The 21343-nt window shown below is 31.2% G+C and carries 16 protein-coding genes and 1 other annotated feature; of the genes, 11 read left to right on the forward strand and 5 right to left on the reverse strand.

What is annotated here, in order from left to right; all coding sequences use genetic code 11:
• Positions 1-4 precede the first annotated feature (4 nt).
• Complete coding sequence (locus CLVI_RS05290; RefSeq protein WP_106059081.1) at positions 5-1327, forward strand: peptidoglycan-binding domain-containing protein; 1323 nt, start codon at positions 5-7, stop codon at positions 1325-1327.
• A 121-nt stretch (positions 1328-1448) separates the two neighbouring features.
• Here CLVI_RS05290 and CLVI_RS05295 read toward each other — a convergent pair whose 3' ends face one another.
• Positions 1449-2522, reverse strand: coding sequence for a YkvI family membrane protein (locus CLVI_RS05295; RefSeq protein ID WP_106059082.1), 1074 nt, complete (start codon positions 2520-2522; stop codon positions 1449-1451).
• Between the two features lie 133 nt (positions 2523-2655).
• Between CLVI_RS05295 and CLVI_RS05300 the strand changes: the two genes are divergently transcribed.
• The 3 genes from CLVI_RS05300 (at position 2656) to CLVI_RS05310 (ending at position 5462) form a co-directional block, all read left to right on the forward strand.
• On the forward strand, positions 2656-3717 hold the full coding sequence (locus CLVI_RS05300; protein ID WP_106059083.1) for a nuclear hormone receptor family protein: 1062 nt from the start codon (positions 2656-2658) through the stop codon (positions 3715-3717).
• A 61-nt stretch (positions 3718-3778) separates the two neighbouring features.
• Positions 3779-4705, forward strand: coding sequence for a tRNA modification radical SAM protein MnmL/YtqA (mnmL, locus tag CLVI_RS05305; protein WP_106059084.1), 927 nt, complete (start codon positions 3779-3781; stop codon positions 4703-4705).
• A 154-nt stretch (positions 4706-4859) separates the two neighbouring features.
• Positions 4860-5462 carry a DUF1643 domain-containing protein gene (locus CLVI_RS05310; RefSeq protein ID WP_106059085.1) on the forward strand — a complete coding sequence of 201 codons (603 nt, stop codon included), beginning with the start codon at positions 4860-4862 and terminating at the stop codon, positions 5460-5462.
• A 91-nt stretch (positions 5463-5553) separates the two neighbouring features.
• Here the strand turns inward: CLVI_RS05310 and CLVI_RS05315 are convergent, their stop codons facing one another.
• Both CLVI_RS05315 and CLVI_RS05320 read right to left on the reverse strand, forming a co-directional pair.
• On the reverse strand, positions 5554-6474 hold the full coding sequence (locus CLVI_RS05315; RefSeq protein WP_106059086.1) for a hypothetical protein: 921 nt from the start codon (positions 6472-6474) through the stop codon (positions 5554-5556).
• A 62-nt stretch (positions 6475-6536) separates the two neighbouring features.
• The gene (locus CLVI_RS05320) at positions 6537-7712 is read right to left on the reverse strand and encodes a class I SAM-dependent rRNA methyltransferase (RefSeq protein WP_106059087.1); all 1176 of its coding nucleotides are present in this window, start codon (positions 7710-7712) and stop codon (positions 6537-6539) included.
• Positions 7713-7919: 207 nt separating this feature from the next.
• On the opposite strand from CLVI_RS05320, the gene CLVI_RS05325 reads away from it, so the two are divergent.
• Complete coding sequence (locus CLVI_RS05325) at positions 7920-9230, forward strand: aspartate kinase (protein WP_106059088.1); 1311 nt, start codon at positions 7920-7922, stop codon at positions 9228-9230.
• Positions 9231-9307: 77 nt separating this feature from the next.
• Here the strand turns inward: CLVI_RS05325 and CLVI_RS05330 are convergent, their stop codons facing one another.
• The gene (locus CLVI_RS05330) at positions 9308-9913 is read right to left on the reverse strand and encodes a 50S ribosomal protein L25 (protein WP_106059089.1); all 606 of its coding nucleotides are present in this window, start codon (positions 9911-9913) and stop codon (positions 9308-9310) included.
• A gap of 157 nt (positions 9914-10070) precedes the next feature.
• Positions 10071-10315 (forward strand) — a binding site (T-box leader).
• Between the two features lie 111 nt (positions 10316-10426).
• Between CLVI_RS05330 and ileS the strand changes: the two genes are divergently transcribed.
• From ileS to CLVI_RS05345, 3 genes are all read left to right on the forward strand, one after another.
• Positions 10427-13537, forward strand: a complete 3111-nt coding sequence (gene ileS / locus CLVI_RS05335; protein WP_106059090.1) for an isoleucine--tRNA ligase — start codon at positions 10427-10429, stop codon at positions 13535-13537.
• An 874-nt stretch (positions 13538-14411) separates the two neighbouring features.
• Positions 14412-15410: a LacI family DNA-binding transcriptional regulator gene (locus CLVI_RS05340; protein WP_106059146.1), complete on the forward strand. Its 999-nt coding sequence runs from the start codon at positions 14412-14414 to the stop codon at positions 15408-15410.
• 190 nt (positions 15411-15600) lie between these two features.
• Positions 15601-16974 carry an MATE family efflux transporter gene (locus tag CLVI_RS05345; protein ID WP_106059091.1) on the forward strand — a complete coding sequence of 458 codons (1374 nt, stop codon included), beginning with the start codon at positions 15601-15603 and terminating at the stop codon, positions 16972-16974.
• A gap of 62 nt (positions 16975-17036) precedes the next feature.
• Here the strand turns inward: CLVI_RS05345 and araA are convergent, their stop codons facing one another.
• Positions 17037-18503, reverse strand: coding sequence for an L-arabinose isomerase (araA, locus tag CLVI_RS05350; protein WP_106059092.1), 1467 nt, complete (start codon positions 18501-18503; stop codon positions 17037-17039).
• Between the two features lie 415 nt (positions 18504-18918).
• Here araA and CLVI_RS05355 point away from each other — a divergent pair, with 415 nt between their 5' ends.
• The 3 genes from CLVI_RS05355 to CLVI_RS05360 all read left to right on the forward strand — a co-directional run bounded on the left by CLVI_RS05355 (position 18919) and on the right by CLVI_RS05360 (position 21326).
• Positions 18919-19992 (forward strand): GntR family transcriptional regulator, encoded by a 1074-nt coding sequence (locus CLVI_RS05355; RefSeq protein ID WP_106059093.1) that lies wholly within the window; start codon positions 18919-18921, stop codon positions 19990-19992.
• Positions 19993-20109: 117 nt separating this feature from the next.
• The gene (locus CLVI_RS17385; RefSeq protein ID WP_170065599.1) at positions 20110-20247 is read left to right on the forward strand and encodes a hypothetical protein; all 138 of its coding nucleotides are present in this window, start codon (positions 20110-20112) and stop codon (positions 20245-20247) included.
• Between the two features lie 125 nt (positions 20248-20372).
• The gene (locus CLVI_RS05360; protein ID WP_106059094.1) at positions 20373-21326 is read left to right on the forward strand and encodes a sugar ABC transporter substrate-binding protein; all 954 of its coding nucleotides are present in this window, start codon (positions 20373-20375) and stop codon (positions 21324-21326) included.
• The last annotated feature ends 17 nt before the right edge of the window (positions 21327-21343 follow it).

A 21343-nucleotide genomic window follows, 5' to 3' on the forward strand; every position in this document is an offset into this window, starting at 1 on the left:
TTTAATGGAATATAGAGGTAGATTAAAAGTTCAATGCTTTAATGGAGAAAGTTATGTTCCAGTGGATAAGTGTAAGGTGACAATAAACCCATCTGAAGCAAATAACTTAGTAGTATCTTCGGGTATTAATCTTGAAACAGATTCTATTGGACTAACAGAACCATTAGATTTGAGTACACCTCCTCTTGAATATTCACAAGAACCTTCTGATAATGTACCCTACAGCATTTATGATGTAATCGTAGAGAGAAGTGGTTTTCAGGATGTTTTGATAAGAGGAGTTCAAGTATTTCCAGAGGAAATGGCCCTTCAGAGGGTAAACTTAATTGAAATGGGAAATAGGGCAAGTCGGGCAGAGACTATTATTATTTTGCCAAACAGACTAAATGGCAATTATCCAGAGAAGATACCAGAGGAAACAGATAAACCTTTACCACCACCATCAAGTGGAGTAGTTCTTCCAAGGCCAGTAATACCTGAATTTATTACAGTTCATCAAGGTGGTCCTGAGGATGCATCTGCACCTAATTACAGAGTTATGTACAAGGAGTATTTAAAAAATGTTGCATCCTGTGAAATTTATCCAACATGGTCGCAAAGTACAATAAGAGCAAATGTGTTATGTATAGTATCCTTCACATTAAATAGAATATATACAGAATGGTATAGAGGTAAGGGTAAGAACTTTGACATAACTAGTTCAACTGCATATGATCATGCTTTCAATTATGGAAGAAATTTTTATGATAGTATAAGTGAAATAGTTGATGAAATATTTTCTACTTATGTTAGAAGGTTTGGGAGAAAGCAACCTCTTTTAACTCAGTATTGTGATGGTAAAAATGTTATATGTCCAGAATGGCTAAGTCAATGGGGGAGTAAAGCTTTAGGAGATCAAGGTAAGGTTCCTTATGAAATATTAACTCAATACTATGGGAATGATATTGAATTAGTAACTGCAGATCAAGTTAAGGGGAGTCCATCCTCCTATCCTGGATATAATTTAACTATAGGTTCAAGAGGAGTACCAGTTAGGTCAGTTCAGGAGTATTTAAATAGAATTTCTGACAATTATCCTTTAATTCTAAAGGTAGCTATAGACGGGGTGTTTGGAGAAAGTACAGCTAGTTCAGTTAAAGTATTTCAAGAAGTATTCAATTTGCCTATTACAGGAATAGTAGATTATGCTACCTGGTATAAAATTTCTGATGTTTATGTAGGAGTTACAAGAATAGCGGAGCTTAGGGGGAATAGTAGATTTTACCCTCCAATGGAAAATAGGTTAAGGAGTGGAGCAAGACCCTACTTTAGTTACCCGAAAAATTAAGGCACAATCAAAAAATAACAAATCAGTATGTTATCTTCTTTCATGTACCTAAAACAAATAGGATAAATGAGTTTAAATTTCATTTATCCTATTTATTTTATATCCTAAAGGATTAAAATATTCATTTAAAATTTTGAGAGTTACATTTATTTTTATCTTTGAAATAAAATATTATACATTGCACAATGAAGATTAAGCTCAATACACCAAAAATAGGATAGAGAGTTGTAATTAAATTAGTAAAGCCTATCTGAGAAATTGGCAGAGCTAAAGCTAAAACAATAAAAATACCATGTTTAAATTTGATGTTAAAGCTCTGTTCAAGGGTTTTACTTATGGAATACACATCAGATACTTCAGTTGAGAACATTTCAAGCCAAATAATAACTAAAAGCAAGGCTTGCATAATTGGTCCAAATCTTTGGGCCACAAATAGTAAGGGTATTTCATATTCATAAATATAAGGTTGATTTATAGTTAGCATAAGATTAATCATAGTACAAAGTATAGTTAAGCCTAAGGTACCCAATATTATTCCTCTAACCATAGTTTTTGAATTATTCATTTTGCTACTTAACGGGACTAAAACCCCGGATGATGAAAGTACGTTATAACCAGCATAAAGAATGGTAGAAATCCAGATGTTTCCCTTCTTTGCTGGGAAACTTGCTATAGAATCAAAGGTAACCATATCACTACAAAATAAGAAGTAGAACAAAGTTATAGTAGTGATTGTAATTAACAAGGCAGGAACTATAAAAGAATTGACTTCTATTAGTCCATTAGTTCCTCTAAGTAAAAAAAACAGAGCCAAAGCTAGCATAATAAGAGAACCTATAATTTTAGGGATGCCAAAAAATTGATTTATTAAGGCCCCGCTACCTGCAAGAATAATTGAAGCACTGGATATTAAATAAAGTGTAGTAATTACTCCGGTAAGCTTACCAAAAATATTAGGGCTAATAATATTCATTACATCACTGTAGGAATTTAAGCTATATTTGACACTTATCTTTGATATTACACTTCCCATGACTATGTAAAAAGCACCACAAAGAATAATACCAATAAAACTCTTTATTCCAAAGAGAGTAAAAAATTGAGTTATTTCTTTACCCGAGGCTAACCCTGCACCGACGATGGTACCAATAAAAACTACCGCTACTTGAAATATTTTAATTAATTCTTTTTTCACAATCTACCTACTTTCTAAAACTTTTCTATTAACAATATATTAATGAAGTATAGTGATTTATTCTATTTTTGAAGTATAAGGAAAAATTTCTTAGGAAAACTAAATTTATGAGACAAGGAAGGGAGAGTTTTTTGTGAAGAAATTTTTTATAGGAATATTATGTTTAATTCTAGTTTTTACCATAGTTGCCTGTAACGCATCTATGGAAGAGGTAACTGTACATCTATTTGACATAAAGGAAGCTATGAACACAGGAAGTGAATATATGAAGAATCTAGCATTAGGAAATATTGAAGAGGCTAATAGCTATTGTCGTAATAAAGATATAAGTGAAGAAGAAGTAGTTAAAATGCAAGAAAATAAAATAAATTCTTATAAGCTAGATCAGGCTGAGGAAGGGGCTAACTATGCCTATTTAAAATATATAGTTCTAAGAGGAAATACAGCAGCTTTAACAGCGGATTTAGATGGAATTGTTTTAAAGATAATGAAGGAAGACGATAAATATTTAATAGATGATATTAAAGTGAGTAGTATTAAACAGGTATATAAAGAAAAAGATACTCTAAGAATTAGAGATGAGGAGTCAGGTAAAACTAAATTATTGTTAAGAATGAGAGATTTACCTCGGGAAATTTATCCTAAGAAGGAGGAAGTAACTTTAAGCAAGGAGACAGTTCCTGAGAGTGAGTTTAATAAAATAAGCATTGGATTTGAAGGGAATAGAGTAGCTATCACATTAACTGAGGGAGATAATACATTTATAGCTGTAGCCATGATAAAGGAGATAGAAGCAACTGTTGGGCAATCTGATGGAAAAGAAAATGTGGATATGGATACTAATTTGGATGAAATTCTAGAGAAACCTATTGCAGAAAGAATTGTAGGATATGATTTTTTACAAGATGAAGAAGTTGAGAAGCTATTATTTTCTAAGGATGATGGAGAATTAATTATACAGGGAAAACAAGAAGGTCTAGGAAATAGGGTTAAAATATACAAAAATCCTAAGGGAGAACTAATGCCATTAAAGCTTGATGAGCTCTTTCCAAGGGAAGCGTATTCAGTTAATATTTTCAGCGTCACAGGAGAAGGAACATTTATTAATGTGGAGGCTATAGGAGAAGAAAAAGAAGCTGCAGGAACATATATAGTGGATGTTAAAGAAGGAAAATTAGTTAAATCTAGCGAGTAAGATTTAGCTTTGGCAATTATAATTTAATCTGTTATGATATTTTCTATAGGAGTGATTGAAGATGACAAGAGAATGGAATGGAAAGAGATATCATAGCTTAAATTATTTTTTAAGAGAAAAATTTGGTGAGAAGGTTTTTAAAATCTCTTTAGATGGAGGATTTTCTTGCCCAAATAGAGATGGAACAATAAGTGAAGGTGGTTGCCTATTCTGTAATGAAAGGGGATCAGGAGATTTCGCAGGAGATAGAGATTTTTCTATAAGCAGGCAATTTGAAGATATAAAAACCATGATGGCGAAGAAGTGGAAGACCGGAAAGTATATAGCTTATTTTCAAGCTTATACTAATACATATGCAACGGTTGATATTCTAAAAGAAAAGTATGAAGAAGCCCTCATGGAAGAGGGCGTAGTAGCTTTAGCTATTGCTACAAGGCCTGATTGTTTAGGGGAGGATGTACTAGACCTGATAGAGGAGATAAGTAAGAAACATTATGTGTGGGTAGAACTAGGGCTGCAGACTTCAAATGAGGATGTGGCTAGAAAAATTAATAGAGGCTATAAACTTCCAGTTTTTGAGGAAGCTATACAGTCGTTAAAAAAGAGAAATATAGATTTTGTTGTTCACTCTATTTTAGGGCTACCTGGAGAAAAGAAAGAGGATATGCTAAAAACTATAGATTATATTGCTCATTCAGGAGCTCAAGGGGTTAAGTTTCATCTGCTACATTTAATGAAAAATACTCCCTTAGTTAAACTATATGAAAGGGGAGAATTAGAATTTCTATCTCAAGAAGAGTATATAGAACTATTATGTAAATCAGTTGAAATGCTTCCAGAAAATATGGTGATACATAGGCTTACAGGAGATGCACCAAGGGAATTACTTATAGGTCCTATGTGGAGTTTAAAGAAATGGCAAGTTTTAAATGCTATAGATAAGGCTATGGTGGATAATGATGTATATCAAGGAAAAAACTTCAGATAGGTAGGGTAGTTTATATTTATAAAGAAAATAACTGGTATTGAATTCTGAAAAATATACTCTAAGTGGTCCCGAATATTTATAAAAGCATATTATAGGAATAAGTTAGACCTTATAAAAATATTTATAAATAATCGGTTAGAAAAGGGGAAGTTCAATGTCAATGTGTAGATGTAAATATCCTAGAGCTATAAAGAAGAAAAATATTACAATTACTGAAGATGAAGAAGGACAAAGATGTTATAAAATTTCATTTGATTTAGGAGCTCAAGGGAGTAACATATTAGTTATATCAAGAGCTCCAAAGGGATTAGAGGAAGATAGTTGTAACAGTTTATATAAAAGAGTAGTTAAGTTTCTAGTAGAGAATAAGGATGAAATTGAGGGTATAAAAAAAGTGACAATTGTAAATCTTTTTGCTTTGTATGAATATGATAAAGGTGATATTTATGAGGAATGTATATTAAAGGGTAAAGAATATGTAGAAGGAAATGATAATGAATTCTATAATGATAAAATAATAGCAGAGGAAATACATGAAGCTAATTATATTATCGCTGCCTGGGGAGAACCTTTAGATGGATTAGAGCAGATATATGCAAGCCGGGTAGAACTAGTTTTAAAGGCACTAAGGCATGAAATTATTAATTGTTCGGAAACGAGATATATACTTAGGGTAGGAGAAGCGAATAAAAAGGGATATCCTAAGCATTGTTTGGCCTGGTCCTATAAGGATAGATTACAGATATTATTTAAATAATTATAGAGCAAGTAAACCGTTGAAATATTAATAAAAAATAGTAGCATCAATTATATTGATGCTACTATTCTTGTAATTCTAACAAAACGAATTATTTCATTCCTAACATTTTCAAATATTCAGGGGATAATCCATTGCTGATAGACGATAGATTACTATTATATTTGTTAGTTAAATAGTCGACGCTGTTAGATAAATCTATTTTATCATAGCCATTATCAACCATTTTCTTAAAGATAATATTAGAGTTATCCATTATAGAAATTACATCCTCAAATAGTGACTCAGAGAATTTTATTCTATATAAAATAAAGATATTAGTTTCATCTACTATATTAGAATCATCAATATATAGATTGTCTACAATCTTCTTATTAGTTTGGAAATAAATATCTCCACATAATACTACGCCAGATTCTTCATAAAATATTGGTATTAATACCCCATCCTTAATAAATAAAGCTCTAGTTATATTTGATAGACCTGTATTAGTTTTTTCTATTAATACTATTTTAAAGTCTTGGGCTTTTAATTTATTATAAAGTAAAGTAATTTGATTACTTTCATTAGATGTTCCAAGCAACATTTCAAAAAGGGACTTATCAAAGTCCATTATTCTATCTATTTTTATAGTGCTTGAATTCTCAGGTGTAATACCTTGTTCTAGATCTCTCTTTGAAAGAAAAATTAATTTATCTAAGTAGATTATTTCATATAAAGTTAAATTCCATTTTAAAAGTGTACTGTTAGTAGATATTATATTTGATATATGCTCCAACAAATCTTCAAAGGCAGTAGCTGTATCTAAATCATAGATATAGGATATAAATTCATGACTTGTATCAAAATACATCATAGTAGCCTCTATTTGTTGTGTTGATAAGTCAATTGTTAATACTAATCCGCTCTTATAGAAAATGTGATAATCATCCTTTTCATAAGAAGCACTAGATAACTCAAATCCCTCTTCCTTTAATCCATCATAAAGTAAATTCATTTTTTCTGTTATCATTGTAAACTCCCCCTATTTTCTATATTTTATTATATTATAACATATCATAGGATGAGCAGTAATTATATAACTTGGAATACAAAGAACTTCAAGTAATAACTTTCATCAGCAGCCCATAGAATTGGATGATCAGCAGATTGAGTTCTGAATTCTACTTGACGTAAAATCTTATGAGCATCATGAGCTGCTTCATTTATAGTTGCTTTTAACATTTCTTCACTCATGTAGTGAGAACAGGAACATGTAATAAAGTATCCTCCTGACTTAACCATTGTTAATCCCCTAAGATTGATTTCTTTATAGCCCCGCTTTGCGCCACTAACAGTGTTTCTTGATTTAGTAAAGGCTGGAGGATCTAGGATAACTACATCAAATTCTCTGCCTTCTTTAGACCAAGTGGATAATACATCAAAGGCATTATGACATTCAAACTTAACCCTGTCCTGTAAATTATTAAGCTCTGCATTTTTTGTTGCACATTCGATTGCATGGGCAGATACATCTACTCCGAGAACAGACTTAGCTCCAGCAAGACCCGCATTAAGTGCAAACGAGCCAGTATGAGTGAAACAATCTAGCACATCCTTATCCTTACAAACTCTATGAATGGCAGCCCTATTTTCCTTTTGGTCTAGGAAAAAGCCAGTTTTTTGACCGTTTTCTAAATCAACTATATACTTAACTCCATTTTCAGTTATTAGAATATTTGTATCAAAGTCTTCTGTTAAGAAACCTTTTTTTTGCTCAAGACCTTCGATTTCGCGAGTTTTAATATCACTTCTTTCATAGATTCCCTTAGCTTGATAATCATTAATAAGAATATCAACAATTATGCTACGATATTGATCCATACCTAGGGTAGAAATCTGTACCACATAATAATCCTCATATTTATCTACAGTTAAGCCTGGAAGTAAATCCGCTTCACCAAAGATAAATCTACAGGATGAAGTATCTATAACTGTCTTCCTATAATCCCAAGCACACTTGAATTTTCTCTTAAAAAATTCTCTATCTATTTCTTCATCTATGTCTCTCGTCATAATCCTGATAGTTAATTTACTTTTGTCATTTATGTAACCTTTTCCTATAAAATAACTTTTATGATTATATACTTCAACTATATCCCCATTTTCATATTCGCCATCATACTCATTAATTTCATCAATATATATCCAAGGACGTCCTCCCTCGGCCTTTCCATTTTTCCCATTATGTAAATAAAATTTACTATTCATAGTTAGCTCCCTTCAAAAATACTCTTATAAGATTATAACAGTATTCAATATATAATTACACAGTGGACAAGCAAGATTTAACTCTTAAAAAAAATAATCAACAAAATCATGATATAATAGATGAAGATATAAAAAAATATTGAAAATATCTTAAAATTTGATAAAATAAATTTTATGAATGCAGTATAAAAATTTGGGGGAAATAAGATGAATATAGTAGTAACGAAATTCGGAGGAAGCTCACTTGCTGATGCTTCACAGTTCAAAAAGGTTAAGAATATTGTTTTAGCAGATAAAAAAAGAAGGTATGTTGTACCTTCAGCACCTGGGAAAAGAAATAGTAAGGATAAAAAGGTAACAGACCTATTATACTTATGCCATGCTCATGTTGAGACTGGTATAGCATTAGACGATGTTTTTAAGTATGTTAAGGAACGATTTATTGAAATAGTTGAAGAGCTTGGTTTAGACTATAATATTGAGAAACATTTGGAAATAGTAAAAAAAGATCTTGAGGCAGGAGCTTCAAAAGGATATGCAGCGAGTCGAGGAGAGTACTTAAATGGATTAATATTAGCTGAGTATTTAGGTTATGAATTTGTTGATGCCCAAAGAGTTATGATATTTGATGAGGATGGAACTTTAGATAGTGAAGCAACCGATAAGGCATTAAAGGATGTTTTGGGAAATATAGAGAGGGCTGTAATACCAGGATTTTATGGAGCAGATAGGAACGGGAAGATAATTACTTTTTCAAGAGGTGGATCTGATGTAACTGGAGCTTTAGTCTCAGCTGGTACCGGGGCAGAATTATATGAGAACTGGACAGATGTATCAGGATTCTTAATGGCGGACCCGCGAATAGTAGAAAATCCAGAAACTATTAGCCACATTACATATAAAGAACTTAGAGAATTATCTTATATGGGAGCTTCAGTACTTCATGAAGAAGCTATATTTCCAGTTTTAGCAGCTGGAATTCCTATAAACATTAAAAATACAAACAGCCCTGAAGATAAGGGGACATTTATTATAGAAGAGACTAACGAAAAGCAAAGTAAGACAGTAACGGGTATTGCTGGTAAGAAGGACTTTACTGTTATTTCAATAGAGAAAGCTATGATGAATTCAGAACTTGGATTCTGTAGGAAGGTTCTTTCAATATTGGAAATGAATGATGTATCCTTTGAAAACATGCCATCAAGCATAGATACGGTTTGTGTTGTTATTTCAGATAGTGAACTTAGAAATAAAAAAGATAGAATAGTACAACAAATAAAGAAAGCTTGTGATCCAGATTCAATAGTCGTCCATCCTAACATGGCATTAATAGCTACAGTTGGTAAGGGTATGGCTCAAAATAAAGGGGTAGCTTCTAAAGTTTTTACCGCTTTAACAAAAGCTGATGTAAATATTAGAATGATTGATCAAGGTTCGTCAGAAATTAATATACTAGTTGGAATAGAAAATGATGATTTTGAAAAAGGAATAAAAGCTATTTACAATGCTTTTAAGTAGAACTATATTTTAATAGAGTATTAAAATAAGAAATGTAATTAAAAGGAGGAAATGTTTTCCTCCTTTTAATTAATAAATTAAGCTTCTTCAGATACTATAGCTTCAGCAGCTTCAACAGTTTCACTATCTTCAGGCGCATTACTTAAATTAGCTACTATAGCTAATAAAATTTCAGGGTCTGACGTTAATGAGATACCTTTAGGTAATTTAATATCCTTCGCTAGTATCTTATCGTCTAAATTCAAATTCTCAACATTAAAGTCTAAAGTTTCAGGCATCTTTGATGCAACACCTTGAAGTTCTAATTCAGGAGAGAATGTCTCTAAAATCAATTTCTTAATATCTAAATTATCGTGTCCAAAAAAGGTTACAGGAAGTTTCAATTTAAGAACATCACTTTTATTAACTGCTTGGAAATCAACATGCATAACTTTTCCATAAGTATCTTTTTGTAATTCTTTTACTACACAAGTTTTTGTTTTTCCATTAAAACTTAAAGGTATTAAAGAACTTGATGTATTTGAACTTATTAAATTGAGTAAGTCGGTCTTCTTTATTTTTGCAGAAATTGCTTCTTCTAAATCTACTCCATAAATCACACAAGGAACTTGTCCATTTTGTCTTATTTCCTTTGCTTTTTCATTAGATAATCTTTCGCTAACGTTAAATTTTAGATTTGACATTATAAAGCCTTCTTTCAATATTTTTTTATTTTTAATTATGTACTGTTATTCATGGATATTATTGAATTCCACCTTAAGTATAACACTATTGGCAAGTTATTCAATGAGAGCAGCGTGTAATTGACAAATATTGAAACTCAGGTATATAATAAGATGAATAAAAATTATGATTAGGAAAAGTACTTAAGTTTTCTACTTTAAGAGAATAACTGGTTGGTGGAAAGTTATAGAGGAACTTAAGAAAAATCACCTAGGAGTTGGTAATTGAAAGGCTTAAGCTTAGTAGGTTTTCTCGTTTTTGCCTGCGTTAAAGGATAGAGTATGAAAGTACTTGAAGAGACATCTTAAAATATGAGATGTAATTACTATAGGTGGTATAGCGAATATAACTTCGTCCTTTTGGATGGAGTTTTTTTATTTTTTATTACTACTAAAATAGTGATTAATAGAGAACTTAAAGGCAAATAATTTTAAGAAAGTTAATTATATAAAAATAGAGAGGAGAATGAAATAATGTACAAAAAAGTTGAACTTCCAAAGGGATTTGTAGGGATGGAAAAGAATGTTGCAGAGTTTTGGAAAGAAAAAGATGTTATTAAGAAGAATTTTAATATGAATGAAAATGGTGAGTATTTTACATTTTATGATGGTCCACCAACAGCAAATGGTAAACCTCATGTAGGACATATACTAACAAGGGTTATGAAGGATATTATCCCAAGATATAAAGTTATGAAGGGGTATAGAGTTATAAGAAAAGCTGGCTGGGATACTCATGGACTTCCAGTTGAACTTGAAATAGAGAAGAAACTTGGAATTTCAGGAAAAGGTCAGATTGAAGAATATGGTGTTGAAAAGTTTGTAACTGATTGTAAGGAAAGTGTATTTTCCTATGTATCAATGTGGGAAGAAATGACTACGAAGATTGGATATTGGGTTGATATGGAACAGCCTTATGTAACTTATGATAATTCATACATAGAATCAGTATGGTGGGCATTAAAACAAATGTGGAATAAGGATCTTTTATATGAGGGACATAAAGTTATGCCATATTGTCCAAGATGTGGAACCGCTCTTTCTTCTCATGAGGTTGCACAAGGATATAAGGATGTTAAGGATTTAACTTGTATTGCAAAATTTAAGGTAGAAGGACAAGAAAATAAATATATACTAGCTTGGACAACGACTCCTTGGACATTGCCATCAAACTTAGCTTTATGTATAAACAAATCATATATATATATTGAAGCTAAAGTTGGAGAAGAAATTTTCATAATTGCTAAGGAACTTGCAGAAAAAGTACTTGGAGAAGATTATGAAACAATAAAAGAATTTAAGGGAATCGAGCTTCTTGGAATGAAGTACGACCAATTAATGCCTTTTGGTAAGGTAGAAGGTAAGGCTTTTGAAGTAATTCATGGCGATTTTGTTACTTTATCAGATGGTTCGGGTATAGTTCATATTGCTCCTGCTTATGGTGAAGATGATAGTAAAGTTGCAAAGGCTAATGGAATTGACTTCATTAACCTAGTAGATAAGGAGGGTAAATTTGTAGAAGAAGTTACTCCTTGGGCTGGAAAATTTGTTAAGAAGTGCGATGAAGGCATTGTTAAATACTTAGAGGAAAATAATAAGTTGTTTAAGGCTGAAAAACATCTTCATTCATATCCACACTGCTGGAGATGTGACACGCCACTTTTATACTATCCAAAGGAAAGTTGGTTTGTTGCAATGTCTACTCTAAGGGATAAGCTTGTGGCTAATAATAATTCTGTTAATTGGTATCCTGATAATATTAGAACAGGTAGAATGGGTAATTTCTTAGAAAATGTTATTGACTGGGGTATTTCAAGAGACAGATATTGGGGAACTCCACTACCGATTTGGGAATGTGAATGTGGACATCAAGAATGTATAGGTAGTATTGAAGAACTTAAGCAAAAGGGTATAGATGTACCTGAGGGCATAGAACTTCATAAGCCTTATATTGATAATGTTTATTTGAAGTGTGAAAAATGTGGAAAGGAAATGAAGAGAACTAAAGAGGTTATAGATTGTTGGTTTGACTCAGGTTCAATGCCGTTTGCACAATTACACTACCCATTTGAGAATAAAGAATTATTTGATAACAATTTTCCAGCTCAATTTATCTCAGAGGCTGTTGACCAAACAAGAGGATGGTTTTATACCTTGTTAGCAATATCTACTGCTATTTTTGAGAAGAGTCCTTTTGAAAATTGTATAGTATTAGGTCATGTTCTTGATAAGAAGGGCTTAAAGATGTCTAAGTCAAAGGGAAATGTAGTAGATCCAATTTCGGTACTCGATGCTCAAGGAGCAGATGCTACAAGATGGCATTTCTACACAGCTAGTGCGCCATGGTTACCAACAAGATTTTCAATTGATGATGTTGCAGAAGCTCAAAGAAAGTTTTTAAGTACATTATGGAATGTATATTCATTCTATGTGCTTTATGCAGAGATAGATGGCTTCAATCCATTAGAATATGATGATTTCAAAGCAGATAATGTAATGGATAAGTGGATAATGTCTAAGTTAAACACCTTAGTTCTTGATGTTGATACTAAATTAGGAGCTTATGATATAACAGGTGCGGCTCTAGCAATAGGAGACTTCACTGATGAATTATCAAATTGGTATGTAAGAAGAAACAGATCGAGATATTGGTCAGAGACTTTAACTGATGATAAAATTGGAGCTTATGTAACTTTATACAGAGTAATTGTAACAGTATCTAAGGTTGCAGCACCATTTATACCATTTATAACAGAAGAGATTTATCAAAACTTAGTAGCTAATTTAGATAAAAATGCAGCGGAAAGTGTTCATTTATGTACTTGGCCAAGTGTTGATGAAGAGGCTATAAATAAGAATTTAGAAAAAGAAATGGATTTAGCTTATAGTATTGTTAAGCTTGGACGAAGTGCTAGAAATGCTGCTAATATTAAAAATAGACAGCCGCTTCCAGAAATTTTAATTTCAGTTAGCTCTTTACCAGAATATTATGGAGAGATTATAACTAATGAGTTAAATATCAAAAACATTAAGTTTGGTGCAGATTTATCACAACATGTTAATTTTGAACTTAAGCCAAACCTACCTGTACTTGGTAGAGCTTATGGTAAATTAATACCAGGAATTAAAAAAGAAATATCAGCTAGAAATCAAATGGAGCTAGCTCAAAAGATTAGAAATGGTGGCACTGAAATTATTAATGTTAATGGCACTGAAATAGAGTTAAATTCACAAAGTATTCTTGTAACAATGCAGGGCTTAGAAGGATATGCCTTTGCAGGTGAAGGTGAAATCGGAGTTGTTCTCGATACTCATATATCAGATGAGTTAAGACAAGAAGGACATTTAAGAGAAATGATTTCAAAAATTCAAACTATGAGAAAAGAAAAAGGCTTTCAAGTTGCAGATAAGATTAAACTATATGTGGCTAATAATGATATGCTAATTGATGTAATTAAAAAATATGCAGATAATATTAGGAAAGAAACATTAACAGTGGAGGTGGTATTTGGAGCAGAGGATGCTGATTATACTGAAACTGTTATAAATGGTGAAACTCTTAGTATGGATGCTAAAGTAGTTTAATAATTTTAGAGGACTAATGTGGAGTAAAATCTGCGTTAGTCCTTTTTCTGTCCTTAGATCAGTTATATTCATTGAAAATCTGCAGAAACTATATAAAATAAGATATCTATTTAATAAGATAAAAAGAAAAGAAGATAAGAAGTTATAGGAAATCTGAGGATTTGGAGCTGATTTTTTAAAAATAGAAGTATTTAATGCGAATAAAGAGGAACTTATAGAAATGTAGAGAATTTTAACGTCCTCAACTTATAAAAAAGAAGAACTCGTTCTAATTTAAGTAGGGCGAGTTCTTCCTTTTTTTATTATATATAGCTCTAATAAAAATACCAAAGAAGAATTGAAAATCAGGTCTCTATGCTACATCACAAATATCACTACCTTATTATATAATATCAAAATTAGTGAAGCTAAGATTATATTAATAAATAATATAAAGCTTGTTGCAAATTTATAGGGCTTCTTCATAATTTAAAATATCCATATTTATAAAGATATACCCTTGTAATTAAAAAACCTAAAAAGTATCCTTTTTAATATTTTTATAATGTGTGTAAGAACTAATAGCAAGTACTGCTAACACCATTATTCCTAATAAAATCTTCTAATATATTACAACGAGATGAGTATGCCATAAAAAAATACATAAATGTTAATTAATAAAGTCGAACCCTTTAAGACCTTATATAAATAATCTAATAAATATTAAATTAAAAGATACAAATTAGTTCTTTATATCTTTAATTTCAATAATTAAATAAAAAATTATTGATATTTCGACAAAAACTATAAAAAAAAGAGATAATTGCTTGTTATTGGGAGGATATATAGGTATAATTAAATGATGAAAATAAATAAAAATGGGAGTGATAAGAAAATGGCAACTTCTATTAAAGATGTAGCAAGAGAAGCAGGTGTATCTATAGCAACCGTTTCAAGAGTGTTAAACGATATCGATGTTGTAAACGAAGACACAAAAAAGAGGGTTACGGATGCTATAAAGATGCTGAAATATAGACCTAATATTGTAGCTAGAAGTCTGAAAACACAAAGAACTAAGACTATAGGAATATTAATTCCGGATATATCAAGTCAATTCTATCCTGAGATTGTAAGAGGAGCAGAGGATGTTTCAAATATATATGATTATAATGTTATACTATGTAACTCTGACTTTGATCCAGAAAAGGAAAAAGAGTACTTAAGGGTTCTTAGTGAAAAAATGGTTGATGGAATAATTTATATGAGTAGTTCTCTTAATGAAGAAATATTAGAGCTAATTACTGAATTAAATATAAGGACAGTTTTGGTTGAAACTAAGGATGAAAAAGGCACATTGCCAAGTGTTACTATAGATAATGTTAGTGCGGTATATGATGGTACTAAATATCTTATTGAAAAAGGCATTAAAAAGTTAGCGTTCATAGGCGTGGAAGAAAATGCTAAGAATGCTTGGGGAGACAGGTTTGCTGGGTTTAAGAAAGCTGTAGAAGAATCTGGATTATCATTAGATGAAGATTTAATGCATTTTGACTCTTTAAAGGTTAAGGCTGGATTTGATGGCGTGGTAAAATTCGTTGAGAGCAAAAAAGAATTCGATGGTATTGTTTGTGCATCTGATGAAATTGCAATGGGTGTTATAAATGAGTTAAGAGAAAGAAATATTAATGTCCCAGATGATGTTAGTGTTATAGGATTTAACAATAACTTTACAGCCTCAATATTCTATCCAAAGATAACAACAATATCTCAACCTAGCTATGATATGGGATCTGTTGCTATGAGAATGCTTATTAAGATGCTTAATAAGAAGGAATTAGAACAAGAACATTATGTTCTTGATTATGAAATAATCAAGAGAAATAGCACAAAATAAAAAATGTTTAAAGGACTAAATTATAAGCATAAGCTTTATAATTTAGTCTTTTTTTATGTAAATATATAGTTGTACCAACTATTATATATTGATATAATAGTCGCTGGTGCAATTAATAAATTCAAGGACAAGGGTAATATTGTAAGGGGAGAAAATTAGAATAAGTTATCCCTTAAGGAGGAATTAAAATATGAAAAAGCAAAATATTCTTGGAGAAGAAAAAATATCAAAACTTTTACTAAAATTTTCAATACCAGCTATTATTGGAATGCTAGTAAATGCTTTATATAATGTTGTAGATAGAATATTTATAGGTAATATACCTGATGTTGGAGGCATAGCGCTAACAGGCGTAGGGTTAACAATGCCAATTATGACTATAATTTTAGCTTTTGGTATGCTAATTGGCATAGGCACAAGTGCTAGAATTTCATTGAAGCTTGGAGAAGGTAAAAAAGATGAAGCTGAAAAGCATATTGGTAATGCATTTATACTTATATTAATAATAAGTGCAGCAATAACAATATTAGGACTTATTTTCTTAAATCCAATTTTAAATATTTTTGCAGCTAGTCCAGAAACAGAAGGCTATGCAAGAGATTACATGGGAATAATATTTGCAGGAACTATTTTTAGTATGATGAGTTTCGGATTAAATCACTCTATAAGAAGTGATGGAAGTCCTAGGATAGCAATGCATTCTATGTTAATTGGAGCGATAATTAACATAATTTTAGATCCAGTATTTATATTTACATTTAATATGGGAGTAAAAGGTGCAGCTATAGCAACTGTTATATCTCAAATAGCTTCAACGATTTGGGTAGTTTATTATTTTACAAAGGGTAAGTCAAATATAAAAATTAAAAAAGAAAATCTAAAATTAGATAGGACAATTATAATTAGTATATTTTCAATTGGTATGAGCCCATTTAGTATGCAGGTAGCTCAAAGTGTAGTTCAAGTATTAGCTAATAATGCACTAAAAGAGTACGGTGGAGATTTAGCCATAGGGGCAATGACAATAATAAATAGTATAGCAATGATGTTCTTAATGCCTATATTTGGATTAAATCAGGGTTCACAGCCTTTAATAGGATATAATTATGGTGCTAAAAAATACGATAGAGTAAAACAAACTGTTAAATATGCAGCAATAGCTGCTACTATAATGGTGACTTTAGGTTGGGCTGCAACTCAAGCTGTACCTGAACTTTTCATAAAAGTCTTTAATAGCGATCCAGAGCTTATTGATATAGGTAAAAATGGACTAAGAATATTCTTATTTATGCTACCTGTAATAGGATTTCAGGTAATTAGTAGTAATTACTTTCAATCTATAGGTAAGGCAAAAGTATCCATGTTCTTAAGTTTGTTAAGACAAGTTATATTAATGATACCTTGTATGATAATATTACCAAAGTTTTTTGGATTAAATGGAGTATGGTTATCAGGACCTGTATGTGATTCTATTGCAAGTGTGATCACAGGGATAATGTTCTATAGGTCGGTAAAGAGATTAGGAAAAGAGAAATCTATAGATCAAGTAAAAGCAATAGCATAACAAAGAAAGGAAGTAAGATATTAAAGATATCTTACTTCCTTTTGAGGTTTGAAATGATATAGTTATTTCCAAGCAACACTAGCAAATTTTAATTCATTTTTGAAAGTTGAAATTTTAGTATCATTATTAATTAAGACACATTCGATACCAATCATGTCAGCCCAATCCACTAATTGTTCTTCATCAACTACGAATGAGAAGCTAGTATGGTGAGCACCCCCTGCAATAATCCAAGCTTTTGCTCCTTCTTTCAATGATGGCTGGGGCTTCCAAAGAACGCTTGCTACTGGTAAGTTAGGCATATCTTCAGTCATTTCAATAGCATCGACACAATTAACAATTAAACGGAATCTGTTACCCATATCTATTAATGAAGCAGCAACTGCAGGTCCAGAAGCTCCCTTAAATACTAAACGGGCAGGATCTTCTCTATCTCCAATTCCAAGTGGATGTACTTCAATAACTGGTTTTGTTCCAGCAAGTGTTGGACACACTTCAAGCATATGTGCACCAAGTATCAATCCATTTTCAGAATCAAGATTATAAGTATAATCTTCCATTAAGCCTGTACCTTTTCCGCTGGCCATAATCTTCATAGCTCTAAGCAGTGCAGCAGTTTTCCAATCTCCTTCAGCACCAAATCCATAGCCTTCAGCCATTAAATGTTGAACGGCAAGACCTGGAAGCTGTTTTATTCCATGAAGTGCTTGAAAATTAGTTGTGAAAGCGGTATAACCTTTGGCATCTAAAAAGGTTTTTAAACCAATTTCAATTCTAGCTTGTTCACGGATTGAATCTATATGAGCTTTCGGATCAGTATCATATAATGTGGCGTATTCAGCCATAAGTTCATCAACTTGATCTTTAGTAACTTTATCTATTGATTCAACTAAGTCACCAACACCATAATAATCCACAGTCCAACCAAATTTAATTTGAGCTTCAATTCTATCCCCATCAGTAACAGCAACATCTCTCATATTATCACCAAAACGAGCAACTTTAATTGCGGATCCTTCAGTAACAGCAACGGCAGGAGCCATCCATTTAGCTATCTCAGCTGAAACAGAATCATCTGTCCAGTGTCCAACCACTATTTTACGAGCTATATCAAGCCTAGCTCCAATATATCCAAATTCTCTATCTCCATGAGCAGATTGGTTTAAGTTCATGAAGTCCATATCAATTGTTCCCCAAGGAATCTTTTTATTAAATTGAGTATGAAGGTGAAGTAGTGGCTTTCTAAGTTGAGTTAATCCGTGAATCCACATTTTGGCTGGTGAGAATGTATGCATCCAAGTAATTATACCAGCACAGCTTGCATCGATATTGGCATCGTTACATACCTTTCTGATTGAATCAGAAGTAGTTGCAACTGTTTTAAATACAATTTTATAAGGTAAATTTTTAGTGTTTAACCCTTCAACAATTTTTTTAGAGTTATCTGATACTTGATCTATTACTTCAGGACCGTAAAGAGATTGGCTTCCTGTAACAAACCAAAATTCATAGTTTTTTAATTTTAACATTCAATATTCCTCCTATATAATAAATAATTATTTGATTAAGTATACCTTTTCATATGTACAAACAAATCTTAGATGTATGCACAACAATATTATATTACAACTGACTTGTACATACAACATAAAATAGTAAAATATTTTTTGCAAGGGAGAAATAGGATATAAGATGAAATATAAATTATATAAAACAACCTAGTAATGAGCCCTTAAATAGGATATTCATGATGAAATATTAAAATGTAATATATATAACATGAAATATATTTAAATATATTTATAAAAGCTATTGATATAATAGAAAAATAGATATATAATAAAAAACATTAAGTACGTACAACTATTTCAAGCTATTATTTTATAAAGGATAGTAACTCAAGAATGTACGATATATTTTATTTGATGAAAGCAGTTGAAGATAATGAAGGAAGCTGAAACAAAACACGAGATTATTGAACAATATTATATCAACACGGTAGAAGAGAAAAAAGTTTCTGCAGGAGATCAATTACCTTCTGAAAATGAAATGGCAAGTATATTTAATGTAAGTAGGCATACTGTAAGACAGGCACTTACTTATTTAGTTCAAGAAGGTTGGATATATAAAGAAAGAGGAAAAGGAAGTTTTTACGCTAATAAGAAATTAAAAGAAACTAAAAAAAACATTGCAGTACTTACAACTTATATATCGGATTATATTTTTCCTAAAATCATATCAGGTATAGAAGAGGAACTTAGGAAAAAGGGATATAATTTATTGCTATTCAATAGTAATAATGATATTGAAAATGAAAGAATTTGTTTTGAAAATATAATAAATCAAGATATAGCTGGATTGATAGTAGAGCCAGCACAAAGTACTATAAATAATTTGCATCATGAAAGCATTAAAAAATTAGAACACAACAATATAAAATATATTGCAATAAATGCTAATTGTGATGAAGAAAATTCTGCTTTTATTATAGTAGACGATGAACAGGGCGGTTATAAGATAACCAATTATTTGTTAGAGCTTGGTCATAAGAATATAGCTGCAATATTTAAAGCAGATGATTTACAAGGTGAAAAACGTAGAAAAGGTTATATAAAAGCTCTTAAAGAATATGATTTGAGCCTAAACAAAAATATAGTAGGAGAATATATAACAGATAATGAGGAAATGTACATAGATCAATTTACTAAAAAGATATTAAAGCTTGAAAATAGACCAACGGCAATTGTTTGCTACAATGATAAAGTTGCCTTAAGGGTTATAGATAATTGCAGAAAAGAAGGTATAAAAATACCTAAAGATTTATCAATTGTAAGTTTTGATGATTCTAGTTTAGCTGTTTCATCAGATGTTAAACTTACAACAATAAAACATCCAAAGGAAGAAATGGGAATAAGGGCAGCAAAATGTATTATTGATATGATTGAAGGAAGAATAGACAAGCCTCAATATACATATAGTGCCGAGCTTATTGTTAGAGATTCATGCTCTAGAGTTTAAATTTTATCTTTGTTTCATAATAATTATAATGTTCAAGTTACTGAAGCAAAGATGAATTTTAATATTATTATGCGTATACTTGTACGTACATACATAAAACAAGGAGGTGGAGTTAAAGTGTCAAAGTCAGAATGTGTTATAGGAATTGATTATGGAACTCAGTCAGGAGGAACAGTAATTGTTGATATAAAATATGGACGTAAAACTGCAATCTATGTAACCGTATACCGGATAGGAGTTATAGATGATTATTGACCATAAATAAGATCTACAGTTTAGAGGTAGACACTAAAAGTAAAGAACCTATCAATTAAAATCAAATGGTTATAATTTCATTAATATAACAGTAATCAAGCCAAAATTTGTAGGGGGTATTTAAAATGAAAAAAAATTTAATTAAGAGAACGTTATCACTAATAGCAATTTCAACCATGGGTTTTGGTCTTGTAAGTTGCGGAACGTCAGGAGAATCAAGCGATAAGAAATCAATCGCATTTATCCCACCAACAATGGTAAGTTCATTTTATGAACAAACAATAGCCGGTGCAAAGGAAAAGGCAGAAGAGTTAGGTTATGAAGTAAGTGTTACTGCACCACAAAAAGAAGATGATTATGAAGGTCTATTAAAGAATGTTGAAGATTCAATTACAAAAGGAGTATCAGCTATAGCAATATGTACAACAGATGATAAGACAATGGCAGTTGCAGTAGAAAAAGCAAATGCAGCTAATATACCAGTTATAATATTTAATTCACAAAGTGAAGTAGAAGGAACCGATGTATATTCATATGTAGGATATGACCAAAGAAAAGCAGGAGAAAGTGTTGCTGAATATTTAGGAACTAAGTATAAGGATACAAAATTTAAAGTTGGTGTTTTAGAAGGCCTTCCAGGAGTATTTACTGAAAATAGAGAAGGTGGATTTTTAGAAAAAATGAAAGAATATTCTAATATTGAAATTGTAGCAACACAAGCAGCAAACTGGGAACGTGAAAAAGGAATGAATGCAGCAACTAATATGTATCAAGCAAACAGTTCAATTAATGTCTTTTACGGATTAAGCGATGAAATGGCATTAGGTGCAGCTCAAGCATGTAAATCTTTAGCTTTAACAGATGTACTTACAATTGGGATTGATGGAAATCCTAATACACTAAGTGATATAGCAGATGGGATTTGTACAGCAAGTGTTTATACAAACCCACATAAAATTGGTGAAGAAACAATTGTAGATTGTGATAAAGCAATTAATGGGGAAGAAATTGAAAATAAAATGCATGAAATTGAAACTATAATTGTGGATAAAGAAAATGTATCAGAATATCTAAAATAATAACTCAGGGATAATTT

The organism is Clostridium vincentii, from assembly GCF_002995745.1.
In the GTDB taxonomy this organism is placed as follows: Bacteria; Bacillota; Clostridia; order Clostridiales; family Clostridiaceae; genus Clostridium; species Clostridium vincentii.